At 65.0% G+C, this 15,117-nt stretch carries 11 protein-coding genes and 1 other RNA gene; 4 read left to right on the top strand and 8 right to left on the bottom strand.

Translation table 11 applies throughout. The features are described from left to right. On the bottom strand, nt 1-1,217 hold a 1,217-nt coding region (gene dnaX, locus PNO31109_RS08385; RefSeq protein ID WP_150555128.1), incomplete at its 3' end, for a DNA polymerase III subunit gamma/tau. A 309-nt stretch (nt 1,218-1,526) separates the two neighbouring features. Beyond that, nucleotides 1,527-1,625, bottom strand: an RNA gene (gene ffs, locus PNO31109_RS08380) — signal recognition particle sRNA small type. A 292-nt stretch (nt 1,626-1,917) separates the two neighbouring features. Between ffs and trxA the strand changes: the two genes are divergently transcribed. The 3 genes from trxA (at nt 1,918) to PNO31109_RS08365 (ending at nt 4,945) form a co-directional block, all read left to right on the top strand. Then, a complete protein-coding gene (trxA, locus tag PNO31109_RS08375; protein ID WP_150555127.1) occupies nt 1,918-2,244 on the top strand; it encodes a thioredoxin TrxA in 327 nt (108 codons plus the stop codon). Between the two features lie 190 nt (nt 2,245-2,434). Then, nucleotides 2,435-3,697, top strand: coding sequence for a transcription termination factor Rho (gene rho / locus PNO31109_RS08370; RefSeq protein WP_023596554.1), 1,263 nt, complete (start codon nt 2,435-2,437; stop codon nt 3,695-3,697). Between the two features lie 237 nt (nt 3,698-3,934). Beyond that, the gene (locus tag PNO31109_RS08365; protein WP_150555126.1) at nt 3,935-4,945 is read left to right on the top strand and encodes a hypothetical protein; all 1,011 of its coding nucleotides are present in this window, start codon (nt 3,935-3,937) and stop codon (nt 4,943-4,945) included. 191 nt (nt 4,946-5,136) lie between these two features. Here PNO31109_RS08365 and PNO31109_RS08360 read toward each other — a convergent pair whose 3' ends face one another. After that, nucleotides 5,137-6,192 (bottom strand): Fe(3+) ABC transporter substrate-binding protein, encoded by a 1,056-nt coding sequence (locus tag PNO31109_RS08360; protein WP_150555125.1) that lies wholly within the window; start codon nt 6,190-6,192, stop codon nt 5,137-5,139. Nucleotides 6,193-6,922: 730 nt separating this feature from the next. Here PNO31109_RS08360 and PNO31109_RS08355 point away from each other — a divergent pair. Further along, on the top strand, nt 6,923-7,891 hold the full coding sequence (locus tag PNO31109_RS08355; RefSeq protein WP_370749973.1) for a patatin-like phospholipase family protein: 969 nt from the start codon (nt 6,923-6,925) through the stop codon (nt 7,889-7,891). 117 nt (nt 7,892-8,008) lie between these two features. Here PNO31109_RS08355 and PNO31109_RS08350 read toward each other — a convergent pair whose 3' ends face one another. The 5 genes from PNO31109_RS08350 to PNO31109_RS08330 form a co-directional block, all read right to left on the bottom strand. Then, nucleotides 8,009-8,734 carry a C40 family peptidase gene (locus tag PNO31109_RS08350; protein WP_150555124.1) on the bottom strand — a complete coding sequence of 242 codons (726 nt, stop codon included), beginning with the start codon at nt 8,732-8,734 and terminating at the stop codon, nt 8,009-8,011. 319 nt (nt 8,735-9,053) lie between these two features. Continuing rightward, nucleotides 9,054-10,649 (bottom strand): ABC transporter ATP-binding protein, encoded by a 1,596-nt coding sequence (locus PNO31109_RS08345; protein ID WP_150555123.1) that lies wholly within the window; start codon nt 10,647-10,649, stop codon nt 9,054-9,056. Continuing rightward, a complete protein-coding gene (locus PNO31109_RS08340; protein ID WP_370749962.1) occupies nt 10,646-11,749 on the bottom strand; it encodes an ABC transporter permease in 1,104 nt (367 codons plus the stop codon). The genes PNO31109_RS08345 and PNO31109_RS08340 overlap by 4 nt, the downstream gene beginning before the upstream one ends. Before the next feature lies 1 nt (nt 11,750). Further along, a complete protein-coding gene (locus PNO31109_RS08335) occupies nt 11,751-12,806 on the bottom strand; it encodes a microcin C ABC transporter permease YejB (protein WP_150555122.1) in 1,056 nt (351 codons plus the stop codon). A gap of 97 nt (nt 12,807-12,903) precedes the next feature. After that, nucleotides 12,904-14,841 (bottom strand): extracellular solute-binding protein, encoded by a 1,938-nt coding sequence (locus PNO31109_RS08330; protein WP_150555121.1) that lies wholly within the window; start codon nt 14,839-14,841, stop codon nt 12,904-12,906. Nucleotides 14,842-15,117: the final 276 nt, after the last annotated feature.

The raw sequence follows: 15,117 nt of genomic DNA, 5'->3' as shown, positions 1-15,117 counted from the left end.
GAATGCGGCGTGCCCGCGGGCGGGGCCGAACGCGCCGGCCCGCCCGTCGACGCACGCGGCGAAGCCGCGGTCGACGGACGCGTGGCGCCCGCAGTCTGCGGCGTCGGCGGCTCGGCCAGCGTGCCGCCGGCGAGCAACGGCGTGAATGCCGCCATGCGCAGCAAGGCCATCGAAAAACCGGTGTATTCGTCGGGCGCGAGGCCGAGTTCGCCGCGCGCGCGCGTGGCGATCTGGTAGTAAAGCTGAACCGCTTCCGGCGAGAAAGCCTCGGCCAGACGACGCACGTCCGCCGCTTCCGGCCAGTCGTCGGAGACCGCCTGCGGCGCGAACTGCGCCAATGCAATTTTGTGCAGCAAACTGCCGAGATCCTGCAATCCGGCGGCAAACGAAAAGCTGCGCTCGGCCATTTCGTCGGCGATCGCCAGCAAATCGGTGCGGGATTCGTCCTTGAGCGCGTCGAGCAGGCGCACGAGCACGCTCTGGTCGATGGCCCCAAGCATGCCGCGCACGGCCGACTCGGTGAGCGGGCCGGCCGCATAGGCGATGGCCTGATCGGTGAGCGAGAGCGCGTCGCGCATGCTGCCGCCCGCCGCCTTGGCGAGCAGGCGCAGCGCCTGTGGCTCGTTCTCGATGCCCTCTTCGCCGAGAATATTCGTCAGATGCGACACGATATGGCCCGCCGGCATCTGCTTCAGGTTGAATTGCAGGCAGCGCGAGAGCACGGTGACTGGAATCTTCTGCGGATCGGTCGTCGCCAGAATGAACTTGACGTGCGCGGGCGGCTCCTCGAGCGTCTTGAGCATCGCGTTGAAAGCGTGCCCGGTGAGCATGTGCACTTCGTCGATCATGTAGACCTTGAAGCGCGCGTCAGCCGGCGCGTAGACCGCCTTTTCCAGCAGCGACGTCATCTCGTCGACGCCGCGGTTGGACGCTGCGTCCATTTCGACGTAGTCGACGAAACGGCCCTCGTCGATGGCGCGGCACGCCTTGCACACCCCGCACGGCGCTGCCGTGATCCCCGTCTCGCAATTGAGCGCCTTGGCCAGAATGCGCGACAACGTAGTCTTGCCGACGCCGCGCGTACCGGTAAACAGATAGGCGTGATGCAGACGCTGTTGCTCGAGCGCGTGCGTCAACGCACGCACGACATGCTCCTGGCCCACCAGGGTCGAGAAGCCTTTGGGGCGCCATTTGCGCGCGAGTACTTGATAGGTCATGCCAAATTGTAACAGTTCGGCGGTGGGCGTCCGCCCCGACGTCGACGCCCTATCGGACGGCATCCGGGCACAAAATGCGAGGGCTATCGGCGCGATAGAAAAAAATGTTGGGCGATTCTACCAAGCCGTTTTGTCCCACGCGAGGCGCGGGCGCGCTATCGAGGCGATCGCCCGCGGGGCGGGGCAATGCCGTGGCCGCAGGCCAATGCCTGCCGGTCGCGCCTAAGGCGTCCATGGCGCCGGCGCCATCGAGCGAGAAGGATGAAATTGCGCAGAACGCGCGGAGAACATCGATAAAACAAGGGAATAGGTGACGAGCCTGACCCTCGGCACTGGCAGAAAACGGTTGTGGCTGCTTCGTTCCCGACCTGACCAGATTGGCCGCGCCGCCATGCGAGGAGGCCCGTCAGCGACAGATTCTACCAGAGTCGACGCGTGAGCAGAAGCCTATTTCCCGCGCATTGCACGACAATCCCGGCCCGAAAGGCCTGCCACGCGCGTGGCCCGGCGCGCGCAAGGGTTTGCGATTTCCGCTAAGATGAGCACAAACTGCATTGGCAGGTGCTATTGAAGCCTGCGATTGCAGCCTCCATATGGAGAATGCACGCGAAGGCCTCCGGCCGGGCGACATCTCCAGCGCCGGTGAAGGCGAGCGTTTTCACCCGGCGTTTCCGAATAGTCAGACGAGGCAACAACACTCATGAGCGACAACATCAAACATATTTCCGATGCCAGCTTCGACGCGGACGTTCTCAAGTCCGACAAGCCGGTGCTTCTCGATTTCTGGGCAGAGTGGTGCGGCCCGTGCAAGATGATCGCCCCGATCCTGGAAGAAGTGGCCAACGACTACGGCGACAAGGTCCAGATCGCCAAGCTGAACGTCGATGAAAACCAGGGCACCCCGGGCAAGTTCGGCATTCGCGGCATTCCCACGCTGATCCTGTTCAAGAACGGCGCGGTGGCCGCGCAGAAGGTCGGCGCCCTGTCGAAGTCGCAACTGACGGCATTCCTCGACAGCCACCTGTAATCCCGGCTCGACGGCAACCGCCGGGGCCCATGTCGCCGCAGTGCGACACCCCGGCGGCGAGCACGCGGCGCAATGCTTGCGCCCGACGCTGCTTGCTATATAATCCGGCCAAAAGCATCCCAAAGTTCTTCGAGCGTTCGCTCACTTTTCCCTGATCCTTCACTTGTCGTCCAGTGGACGGCACCTCCGTATGCATTTATCCGAACTAAAGTCCCAGCACGTCTCCGAACTGCTTGAAATGGCGAACGGTCTCGAGATCGAGAACGCAAACCGCCTTCGCAAGCAGGAGCTGATGTTCGCCATTCTGAAGAAGCGCGCAAAGTCCGGCGAAACCATCTTTGGCGACGGTACGCTCGAAGTGCTGCCGGACGGCTTCGGTTTCCTGCGCTCGCCCGAGACGTCGTATCTGGCCAGCACGGACGATATCTATATCAGCCCGTCGCAGATCCGCCGCTTCAACCTGCACACCGGGGACACGATCGAAGGGGAAGTGCGCACGCCGAAGGACGGCGAGCGCTATTTCGCGCTGGTGAAGGTCGACAAAGTCAACGGTCATCCGCCCGAGGCCTCGAAACACAAGATCATGTTCGAGAACCTCACGCCGCTGCACCCGAACAAGCCGCTGCTGCTCGAGCGCGACATTCGCGGCGAAGAGAACGTGACGGGCCGCATCATCGACATGATCGCTCCGATCGGCAAGGGCCAGCGCGGCCTGCTGGTCGCCTCGCCGAAGTCCGGCAAGACGGTGATGCTGCAGCACATTGCGCACGCCATCACCGCCAACCACCCGGAAGCCAAGCTGTTCGTGCTGCTCATCGACGAGCGCCCTGAAGAAGTGACGGAAATGCAGCGTTCGGTGCGCGGCGAAGTGATCGCGTCGACGTTCGACGAACCCGCCACGCGCCACGTGCAGGTCGCTGAAATGGTGATCGAGAAGGCCAAGCGCCTGATCGAAATGAAAGAGGACGTGGTGATTCTGCTCGACTCGATCACGCGTCTGGCGCGCGCCTACAACACGGTGATTCCGGCCTCGGGCAAGGTGCTCACCGGCGGTGTGGACGCCAACGCGCTGCAGCGCCCGAAGCGCTTCTTCGGTGCGGCGCGCAATGTCGAAGAAGGCGGCTCGCTCACGATCATCGCCACGGCGCTCATCGAAACGGGCAGCCGCATGGACGACGTGATCTACGAGGAATTCAAGGGCACCGGCAACATGGAAGTGCATCTGGAGCGCCGCCTCGCGGAAAAGCGCGTCTACCCGGCGATCAACCTGAACAAATCGGGCACGCGCCGCGAAGAGCTGCTCATCAAGCCGGAAATCCTGCAAAAGATCTGGGTGCTGCGCAAGCTCATCTACGACATGGACGAGGCCGAGGCAATGGAATTCCTGCTTGGCAAGATCAAGCAGACGAAGAACAACGCCGAGTTCTTCGACCTGATGCGTCGCGGCGGCTGATTCCGCCTCGCGCATCGAACGAAAAAAGCCGCGACGCGTCGCGGCTTTTTTCATGGCGTCCGCGCCGACGCCCAATATGCTCGCCCGCCCCGCGTCATCCGCCGTCTTCTTCGTTGGACGATGGCGCCCCCCCGCCAGCGTCGCGACGCGGCTCGTCATGGCGACTGTTATATGATGGGACGTACCGCGCGCTGGCCGCCGGCACGCTCCCCTGCCGTTCCCGAAGGAGAATTTGCAATGTCCGAGCAAGATGATTTGATGGCGGAAGCCTTTGCCCACCTCGAAGCCGGCGACCCCGAGTCCGCGCTGGAAATCGGCAAACGGCTCGAGTCGATGCAGTACTCGGGCGCCTACGAGGTGCAGGCCATGGCCTATGCCGACATGGACGAGATGGAACAGGCGGTTGCCGTGCTCGAAGCCGGCGTCGCGCATGCACCGGGCGTCTGGCTGCTATGGCAACTGCTCGGCAACTACCGCTCCGACCTCGGGCGCTTCCCGGCCGCCATCGAGGCCTATGAGGCCGCCGCCAATTGCGCGCCGGCCGAAGATCTGGTGATCGTCGACTTCAACCACGCCAACGCCCTTGCGCGCCACGGCGACTACGCGGCCGCGCAAACGCGTCTGGATCGCGTGCTGGAAAGTCCGCATCTCGCGCAAGCCGGACGCGCCTTCATCGAGAACGCCATCGCCCTGCGCATGCATCTGTTCAACGCGCAGGGCGAACCGCAGGCAGCGATCGACACGTACCAGACGCTGCACAACGCCGAACATGACGAGGAAGGCAGCAACGTGTCGATGGCCGACGTGCTGGCCGAACTCTCGCTCGCCCACAAGCAGGCCGGCGACAATGGCAAGGCGCTGGAAGTCGCCCTGCAGGCCGTGCAGTGCTACAAATGGAGCGACTCCGCCCTGTGGGCGCTGCGCGCGGCACGTGAAGCGCAATCAGATACGGCGCGGGCCATGCATCTGATCGTCGAGGGCCAGTGGTACGAGCCGCTGGAAGACGAGGATCCCGACGGCCCGGCGCCCGAATTCGTGACCACCTACGACGTCGTGGCCGACGACGAAGCCGAAGCGCTGCGTCTGATCGCCGAGTGCGAGCCGCCGCAGGTTCGCGAGTCCCTGCGCATTGCCGAGACACATCCTGCCGATCACGACAATCACGGCGAGGAGCCGCCTGCGCAGTACAAGGGCGTCTATGCCACGGGCGACTACCACATGTATCAACCCGGCGACGACGTCGACTGATATCGGCTCTCGACGCACGCGCGCACGCAGTAAAACGGCGTGCGGTCTCCACAACGCAGAAGGGGCACCGAAATTTCGGTGCCCCTTTTTTCCGGTGCATCGCCCCATCGCGCACGAGAGGCGTATCCCGTGCGCCGGACAGCCAGCGGAAGTCGCTCGCGGCGACTTCCGGCCGAACGGCGAACGTCGCCTTATTTGTAGCCGGCGCGATCAAGAATGCGCTGCGCTTCCGGCAGATTCTTGGCGATCGTGCCGATGGGCACGTCTTCAGCCTTGAATTCGCCGAGCGAAGCGAGCGCCGGGTTGTCGACCTTCGTCGTCGGCACCGCCGGCCACTCGTTGTTGCCGTTGGCGAAATATTGCTGCGCTTCGTCGCTCGCCAGATACTCCAGGAACTTGACGGCATTCGCGTGGTTCGGCGCATGCTTCGCAATGCCGGCGCCGGCTACGTTCACGTGCGTACCCTTGCCTGCCTGATCGGGCCAGATGAAACCGACTTTCGACATCAGCGCCTTGTCTTCGGGCTTCTCCGAGCGCGCCATGCGCACGTAGTAGTACGAGTTCGCGAGCGCCACGCCGCACTCGCCCGTCGCAACGGCCTTGATCTGGTCGGTGTCGCCGCCGCGCGGTGCGCGCGCGAAATTGGCGACCATGCCTTCGGCCCACTTCTGCGTGGCCTGCGCACCATCGCGAGCGATCAACGCACCGACGAGCGAGAGCATGTACGGATGCGAACCCGAGCGTGTGCACACCTGACCCTTGTGCTTCGGATCGGCGAGCGACGCATAGGTCTGCACCGACTTCGGATCGACCTTCTCCTTGTTGTAGACGATTACGCGAGCGCGCGTGGAAAAGCCATACCAGTCGGTGCCCGAGGGGGTGCTCGCGGCGTGCAGCTTGGCGGGAATGCGCGCGTCGAGCGTCGCCGAGCGGGTCGGCTGGAACAGGCCCGCTTCGTCGGCCTTCGCAAGACGCGCGGCGTCGACCATCAGGATCACGTCGGCGGGGCTCTTGGCCCCTTCGCTCTTCAGACGCTCGAGCAATGCCGCGTCGTCCGCCTCGATCCGGTTGATCTTGATGCCGGTCTGCTTGGTGAACGTGCCGTAGAGCTGTTCATCGGTCTGATAGTGACGCGCAGAGTACAGATTCAGCACGCCGTTGCTCTGCGCCTGTGCACCGAACGCGGCGGCCATTGCAGTGCCGAGCACCGTCAGTCGCGCCAATTGTCCGATCGTCTTCGCCTTCATGGGCCATTCCCCCGCAATCATGGTTTCGTAGGAGGGAACAGCATAATGAAAAATCATCTTCAACGCAAATGATTCCCATTCGCATTATTTTCGATGTTCACTATTCGGTTCGGGAAGATGCGCGAAGCCAGAAACTGGTGAGAAACGGGCGGGGCGTGAGCAGGACGCGCGATGGTGGCACCGCGCCGGAGCCCGCGGTTGTGCGTCGCGCATGGTCGGCGGCACGGAAAACGCCGCCGGCGGGCCGCCTCGGCAGCATGGCTGCAGGGGCTGCGGGGGTGGCGGGGGGGTGCCGGATACGGAAAACACCACCACGGCAGTCGCGGGGGATAAGACGGGCGACCGCCACAAAGGTTCCACGACGTGTTACCGCGCTTCGATGCCCCTCTCCAAAAGTGAACTGATATGCGCCCGCGGCGCTCCAATCGCCGTAAAATTGCGCGTCGACGCCAAGCGGCAGCCCGATATCCGAACGATGAACGGCGCCGCACGCGTTTGTCCTGCCCTGTTGGAGTTCTCCCCCTTGCTGTCGCTGCTTCGATTCGTGCGCCGTGCGGACCACCCGTCCGCTGGCGACACCCCCGCCTTGCCGTCCGCCTTGCCGTCCACCCAAAGGTCCGTCCGGCCGTCCGCCCTGTTATCCGGTTTGCCCCCTGCTGCCTCGCGCGCGGTCTCGCCTGCCGAGGCCGCGCCGCCGGTCACCAAGGGAACCGCCGCGTTTCGCACCACGCTGAGCGCGCTCGCCGCGGCCGTCATCCTGGCGGGCTGCGCCAGCGCACCGCCGGTCGACACGTCGTCCGGCGCACCGACCTCGCCGCCCGTCGCGCAGGTCCCGCCCGCCACACCGAGCGTTCCTGGCGCACCGCCGAAAATCGTGCGTCCGCTCAAGATCGGCCTCGCGCTGGGCGGCGGGGCCGCGCGTGGCTTCGCACACGTGGGCGTGATCAAGGCGCTGGAGGCGCGCGGCGTCCATGCGGACATTGTCGTCGGCACCAGCGCGGGCAGCGTGGTGGGCGCGATGTACGCGTCCGGCCTGAACGGCTTCCAGCTCAACCGTCTTGCCGCGACGATGGACGAGGCGTCGATCAGCGACTGGACGATGCCGTTTCGCTCGCGCGGCATGTTGCGCGGCGAGGCGCTGCAGTCTTACGTCAACAAGGTGCTCAAGGACCGGACGATCGAGCAGATGCCGCGCCAGTTGGGCATCGTGGCCACCGACCTGCAGAGCGGCGCGCCGATTCTGTTCCGCCGCGGCAATACCGGCCAGGCGGTGCGGGCCTCGAGCAGCGTGCCCGGCGTGTTCGAGCCCGTGCATATCGGTTCGCGCGACTATGTGGACGGCGGCCTCGTAGCTCCCGTGCCGGCCGAGTATGCCCGCCAGATGGGCGCCGATTTCGTGATTGCCGTCGACATCTCGGCCAATCCCGCGGTGCAGGCGACACAGGGCCAGTTCGACATTCTGATGCAGACGTTCACGATCATGGGACAGTCGATCAAGCAGTACGAACTGGAGAAGAACGCGGATGTGGTGATTCGCCCGTCGCTGGCGAAAATGAGCGCCTCGGACTTCCAGGGCCGCAACCGTGCGATCCTGGCCGGCGAGGAAGCCGTCGCCAGGATGTGGCCGGAAATCCAGCGCAAGCTCGCCGAAGCACAATCGCGCGCGACGGCAAGCAGCGCGCAGCAGGCCGCTCGCTGATGCGACATGAGGCGGGCCCGCGCAAAGGCGGAGGGGCCGGCCTCCCCCCAAAAAGAAATGCCGCCCGAGGGCGGCATTGTCCTTTGTGGCGACCCCGCTGGCGCGCGGCACGCTCGCTTACATCGGATGATCGTTCTTGAACAGTTGCTCGACGCGAGAGAGTTCGGCGCTGGCCTTGAGCGTCTCGACGCGACGCGCGCCGTTGTAGCGAGCCGACCAGTACGATTCGCGCAGGTCTTCCACGCGGATCTTGCCGCCGGTGGCCGGCGCGTGCACGAACTTGTCGCCGCCGATGTAGATGCCCACGTGCGAGAAGCTGCGGCGCATCGTATTGAAGAACACCAGATCGCCCGGCTTCAGGTCCGTCTTGGCGATGCGCTCGCCCACCTGACTCATCTCTTCCGAGCGGCGCGGCAGCACGAAATTGAGCGTGTCCTGGAACACATAACGCACGAAGCCGCTGCAATCCAGACCGCTGTCCGGCGTATTGCCGCCGTATTTGTAGCGCACGCCGATGTAGTTGAGCGCGCCGAGCACGACGTCCGAGGCCTTGTCCGTCACGTTCGACAGCAGCTTTTGCGCGCGTTGCACACGCGACGCTTCCGCGACGGCCTGTGGCGCGTCCGCGGCGGTATTGAGCGTGGAGGAAGACGAGGAAGACGGGGAAAGCGAAGAAGACGGGGAAGCGCTGGCGGCCTGGTTGGCGGCGGCAGCGGCACGGGCGGCGGCCGTCGGGCCGTTGTTGTAATCGTCAGCCTTCGCCGTCAACGAAGCGGTAACGAGGCCAGCGGCAGTGAACGCGAGAAGGAGTGTCTTGCGGGTGCGCGGAGGGATCGTCTGCATTGGTCGCCGGGTCGTGTGTGTCGGTAGGCCGATGAGTAGCTCGTCAGGTGTAACAGGAGGCTGCCGTGTCGAACACCTTCGAGTCGCGCCCGGCGGACCTGCCACCGAACCGGCGTCTTAACTTGACGCGTTAACTCGTTGAATATTCAACTTAATTGGTACGCGATAGTAATGTGAACGTCACATGATGTCAAAAGGTAATAGAAAAAAACAATCAACACAATCGGAAAATTTTCATTAACAATCAAGGTTTTGCGATTTAACCGACGTTTCCCGACGTTGCACGACGTTTCGCCCTTATGCCTCTTGCGTCACGCCCCTAGAGCATGGCTGCCGCGACCAGCTCGCGCGTGTAATCGTTCTGCGGATCAAAAAATACCGATTCCGTGTCGCCCTGCTCCACCAGACGCCCGTCCTTGAACACCAGCACGCGGTGCGCCATGGCGCGCATGACGGCCAGATCGTGACTGATGAAGAGGTAGCTGAGGTTGTACTTGATCTGCAGTTGCGCGAGCAGATGGAGCACCTGCTGCTGAATCGAGACGTCGAGCGCGCTCGTCGGCTCGTCGAGCACGAGAATCTGCGGATCGACGACAAGCGCGCGCGCAATGGCAATCCGCTGCCGCTGACCGCCCGAGAACTCATGCGGATACCGCGACATGGCGCGCGCATCGATGCCGACTTCGCGCAGCACGTCAGCCACGCGCGCACGGCGCTCGTCCTCGGTCAGTTGCGGGCGATGCAGCGCCAGCCCCTCGCCCACGATCTCCTCGATGGTCATGCGCGGCGAGAGTGAGCCGAACGGGTCCTGAAAGACGATCTGCATGCGCGAGCGCAGCGTGCGCCGCGCCGCGCCACGATACGCCGAGAGCGGCTCGCCCTGAAACTCGATTTGCCCTGCGCTCGTGCGTTGCAGCCCGAGCAGGGCCATCGCCAGCGTCGACTTGCCCGAGCCCGACTCGCCCACGACACCCAGCGTCTCGCCCTGCCGCAGCGCCAGATCGACCGGATGCACGGCCCGGAACCGTCCACGCCGGAACCAGCCGCGCACGCCCGGCTGCGCGCTCGCATAGTCCACCGCCACGCCGCGCGCCTCGAGCAGCACCGGCGCGATCGGCAACACCGGGTGAATCTCGCGCTGCGGCCGGCTGTCGATCAGCCGCCGCGTGTACGGATGTTGCGGATCGGAGAACAGCGTCTGCGTGTCCGCGCATTCGACGAGCACGCCCTTCTCCATGACCGCCACGCGCTGCGCGAAGCGGCGCACCAGATTCAGGTCGTGCGTGATGAGCAGCACTGCCATGCCGCGCTTCTCGGCGGCGTCGCGTTGCAGCTCGAGCAGCAACTCGATGATCTGCGCCCGGATCGTCACGTCGAGGGCCGTGGTCGGTTCGTCGGCCAGCAGCAGCTTCGGCCGGCAAGCGAGCGCCATCGCGATCATGGCGCGCTGCCGCTGCCCGCCGGAGAGCTCGTGCGGGAAGTGCGCCACGCGCCGCTCCGGCTCGGGAATGCCCGTGCGGCGCAGCAGTTCCACGGCGCGCGCCCTGGCATCCTTCGCGCCGAGCCCTTCGTGCAGCACCAGCGCTTCGGCGATCTGCTCGCCGATCGGATACAGCGGATTGAGCGCGGTCATCGGCTCCTGGAAGATCATCGCGACGTCGTTGCCGCGCACGCCTCGCATCGAGCGCTCGCTCAGCGACGCGAGATCCTCGCCGTCGAGCACAATGCGCCCCTGCACCTGCGCGTCCTGCAGCAGCCGCAGAATCGCCAGGGCCGTCACGCTCTTGCCCGATCCCGATTCGCCGACGAGCGCCACGCGTTCGCCGCGCCCGATGGCAAGGCTCACGTTCTTCACCGCTTCGGTATCACCGAAGCGCACCGACAGATTTTCGATACTCAGCAACGGGGTGCTCACATCGCCCCCCCGGCCGCAGCCTGCTTGTCGGCCACGCGCGTGTCCAGGGCATTGCGCAGCGCATCGCCCATGAACGTGAGCAGCAACAGCGTGAGGACGAGCACGACGAACGTGGCGAGCGAGATCCACCAGGCGTCCAGATTCGCCTTGCCCTGATTGAGCAGTTCGCCGAGGCTCGGCGTGGGCGGCGGCACGCCGAGGCCGAGAAAGTCGAGGCTCGTGAGCGCGAGGATCGCACCGCTCATGCGAAACGGCAGGAAGGTGATGACAGGCGTCATGCTGTTGGGCAGTACATGGCGGCGAATGATCTGCCAGTTCGAGAGCCCCATCGCGCGCGCGGCACGCACGTAGTCGAGTTGCCGGTTGCGCAGGAATTCGGCGCGCACGTAGTCCGACAGTCCGATCCAGCCGAACAGCGAGAGCAGCACGAACAGCAACCACAGGTGCGGCTCGAAGATCGACGCGAAGATGATCAGCAGATACAGCTCCGGCAGCGAGCCCCAGATTTCGATGAGGCGCTGCAGCGTGAGATCGATGCGCCCGCCGTAAAAGCCCTGCACCGCGCCGGCGAGCACGCCGAGCAGCGTGCCCGAGACGGTGAGCGCCAGCGCGAAGATCACGGACAGCCGGAAGCCGTAGAGCAGGCGGGAGAAGACATCGCGCCCGCGGTCGTCCGTGCCCAGCCAGTTCTCGCGCGAAGGCGGCGCGGGATTCGGCGCCTTGGAGAAGTAATTGATGGTGTCGTAGTGATAGCGCACCGGCGGGTAGATCGCGAAGTTCTCGCCCGCGCGAATGCGTTCTTCGATAAACGGATCGAGGTAATCGGTCGGCGTGGGGAAATCGCCGCCGAAGGTCGATTCGGGGTACGTCTTGACGAGCGGGAAGTACCACTGCCCTTCGTAGCGGACGACCCACGGCTTGTCGTTGGCGATGACCTCGGCGAACAGGCTGATGCCGAACAGCACCACGAACGCGACGAGGCTCCAGTAGCCCAGCCGGTGGCTGCGAAAGCGCCGCCATACGCGCCAGCGCGGCGAGCGCGAGGGCGGCGAATGCAGGGGCGACGACGGGTGCTGCTGTGGCGTGGCGAATCGGGTCACGTCAGTGCTCCAGTCGATCGAATTGAATGCGCGGATCGACCAGCACGTAGCACAGGTCGGAAACGAGCTTGGTGATCAGCCCGATGAGCGTGAACAGATACAGCGAGCCGAGCACGACCGGGTAGTCGCGGCGCTGCACCGACTCGTAAGACAGCCGGCCTAGCCCGTCGAGCGAGAACAGCGTTTCGATGAGCAGGCTGCCCGCAAAGAACGCACCGATGAAGGCCGCCGGAAAACCGGTGATGAGCGGGATCAGCGCATTGCGGAATACGTGCTTGAACAAGACCTTGCGCTCAGAGAGCCCTTTGGCGCGCGCGGTCAGCACGTATTGACGGCGGATCTCGTCGAGGAACGCGTTCTTGGTGAGCATGGTGACGACGGCGAAACTGCCCACCACCGACGCCGTGACCGGCAGCGTGATATGCCACAGATAGTCGGCGATCTTCGCGGGCCACGACAGCTCACTCCAGTTGTCCGACACGAGCTCACGCAGCGGGAAGAGCTGCCAGAACGTGCCGCCGCCGAACAGCACCAGCAACAGCACGCCGAGCACGAAGCCTGGGATCGCGTAGCCGACGAGGACGACCAGACTCGTGAGCATGTCGAAGCGCGAGCCGTTGCGCACCGCCTTGGCGATGCCCAGCGGCACCGATATGAGGTAGGTGAGGAAGAACGTCCACAAGCCGAGCGAGATCGACACGGGCAGCTTCGAGACGATCAGCGACCAGACGCTCCGGTGATGGAAATAGCTCTGCCCGAGGTCGAATTTCGCGAAGCGCTTGAGCATGAGCCAGTAACGCTCCATGGGCGTCTTGTCGAAACCATATAGCGCCTTGATCTGGGCGAGCTGCTGCGCATCGATGCCGTGACGTCCGCGATAGTTGCTGCCGCCGCCACCGCCGCTCGCCTCGCCGCCCCCGCCGCGCCCCTTGAGCTCGAGCATGACCTGCTCGACCGGCCCGCCCGGCACGAACTGGATGACCACGAAGGTCAGCGTGATCACGCCGAGCAACGTCGGGATCATGATCAGCAATCGTTTGAGTATGTAGGACCACATGGTGAGATGGCAGCTCCTGTCGGTACGCGACGCTCACGCACGGGGCGACGGCATCGGGTTCGCGGGCATCGACGTTCGGATCGGCGCGTGCATGGCGTCAACGTGCGGATGAGGATGACGAGGAAGGGGAGTGTGAACCTGATGAAGCGGATGGCGCGGACGCCGGCGCCGCCGGCGGCGAAGCCGTCTTGCCCCGCGCCGCATTCTCGTCCCACCACGTCGACACCAGCCAGCCCTCGGCCGTGTAGTAGAGCGGCAGCTTGTCCGGGAAGCGCAGGTTGCGCTTGTAGGCCATGCGATGCGTCGACGAGAACCAGTGCGGCACGATGTAGTAGCCGTTCATCAGCACCCGGTCGAGCGCACGTGCGGCGGCCACGAGGTCTTCATAGGTGTGCGCGCGCACGAGCTCGCCCATCAGGGCGTCGACGGCCGGGTCCTTCAGCCCGATGACGTTGTCCGAGCCCTCCACATCGGCCGACTGGCTGCCGAAGCGATCGAGCAACTCGGTGCCCGGGATCTGCGCGTCGGGAAAACGCAGCGAGATCATGTCGTAGTCGAACGTCTCGATGCGCTTCTGATACAGCGCGAAGTCGGTCTGCCGGAAATTGAGGGTGATGCCGAGCTTCGCGAGGTTGCGGCTGTACGCCGAGGCGACCGGCCCCATCGCGCCGCCATCGTCGAGGAACTCGAACACGAACGGCTCGCCCTTCGCGTTGCGCAGCGCGCCGTCGCGGTAGGTCCAGCCTGCCTGCGCGAGCAGCGCCCGCGCCTCGCGCAGGTTCTCTCGCAGGCTCGCCGGCGGATTCGTCGCAGGCTGCTCGACCATCGGCCCGAATACGGCCGGATCGAGCTTCCTGCGCAGCGGTTCGAGCAGCTTTAGCTCCGCCTCGCTCGGCATGCCGCGCGCGGCCAGGTCGCTGTTGCTGAAATAGCTGTAGATGCGCTGGTACTGGTTGTAGAACAGTTGGCGGTTGAGCCATTGAAAGTCGAGCGCGAGATCGAGCGCGCGACGCACGCGCACGTCCTTGAAGAGCGCACGGCGGGTGTTCAGGATGAAGCCCTGCATGCCCGCGGCATTGCGGTGCGCGAATTCGCGCTTGACGAGCTCACCGTCGCGAAAACGCTTGCCCACGTAGCTGCGCACCCAGCTGCGCGCGCGATATTCGGTAATGGCGTCGAACTCGCCCGCCTTGAAGCCCTCGAGCCGCACGATATCGTCCGAGTACAGCTTGTAGACGATGCGCTCGAAGTTGTAGGCGCCGCGCCGCACCGGCAGATCGTTGCCCCAGTAATTCGGATCGCGGCGGAACGTGATGCGCCGTCCGCCATCGTAGGACTCGATCAGATATGGCCCGCTCGCGATCGGCGTCTCGAACGTGAGCGCGTCGAACTTCGTGCGCTTGCCGCCGGGGCCGACGCCCCACTTCGGCGAGAACACCGGCACCGTCGCCACGAGCAGCGGCAAGTCGGGGCTCACGCGCCGAAAGTCGAAACGCACGCGCCGCTTGTCGAGCACGCTCACGCCCTTCACGTCCGCGAGCATCACTTTGAAGCCTGGCGCCGCCTGCGGGCTGAGCAACGTGTCGAACGAGTACTTGACGTCCTGCGCGGTGACCGGATCGCCGTTGTTAAAGCGTGCGGCGGGGTTCAGATGGAACGTGACCGACGCGCCGTCGGGAGCGACGGCGATGTCGTCCGCGAGCAGACCGTACACGGTGGCGGGCTCGTCGGCGCTGCCCGTGCCCAGCGTCTCGAACATGAGCGCGAGCACGCCCGGCGGGGCCGTACCGCGCAGTGTGAACGGGTTGAACTTGTCGAAACTGGTGCGCCGGTCGGGGTTGCCGAGCGTGAGCGTGCCGCCGCGCGGCGCATCGGGATTGACGTAATCGAAGTGGGTGAAGCCTGGCGGATACTTCGGCTCGCCGTATTGGGCGATGGCATATTTGGCCTGGGCCGCGGGGGACGCCAGCGTCCCGGCGAGCGCAAGCGCCGCACACATGGCGAGCCGGCGGCAGCCAAGCGCGGCGCGCGGCATTGCCGCAAGGGCGGTCGACGGCTTGCCGCGGGCCGCAACGCTCGGGTTTGCCGCGGACGCGGCAGTGGCAATGGCGGATGCACGACGTGCGAGAGACGCGGCGGGCGCCGAGGACGCTGAATACGCTGAATACGCCGAAGGTGCCGAAGCAGCCAAAGAAGCCTGAGAAGTCACGAAGGCCTTGAGCCTGCCCCCGATCATGTGTGGATGCCGTATTGTTCGCGCGTTCATGCGTCTCCCGTACTCGTCGCCGAGCGCCAGCCTCTGCGGGGCCCG

This window comes from Pandoraea nosoerga, assembly GCF_902459585.1.
GTDB classification, from domain to species: domain Bacteria; phylum Pseudomonadota; class Gammaproteobacteria; order Burkholderiales; family Burkholderiaceae; genus Pandoraea; species Pandoraea nosoerga.
This window is presented reverse-complemented; position numbering and strand designations above follow the sequence as displayed.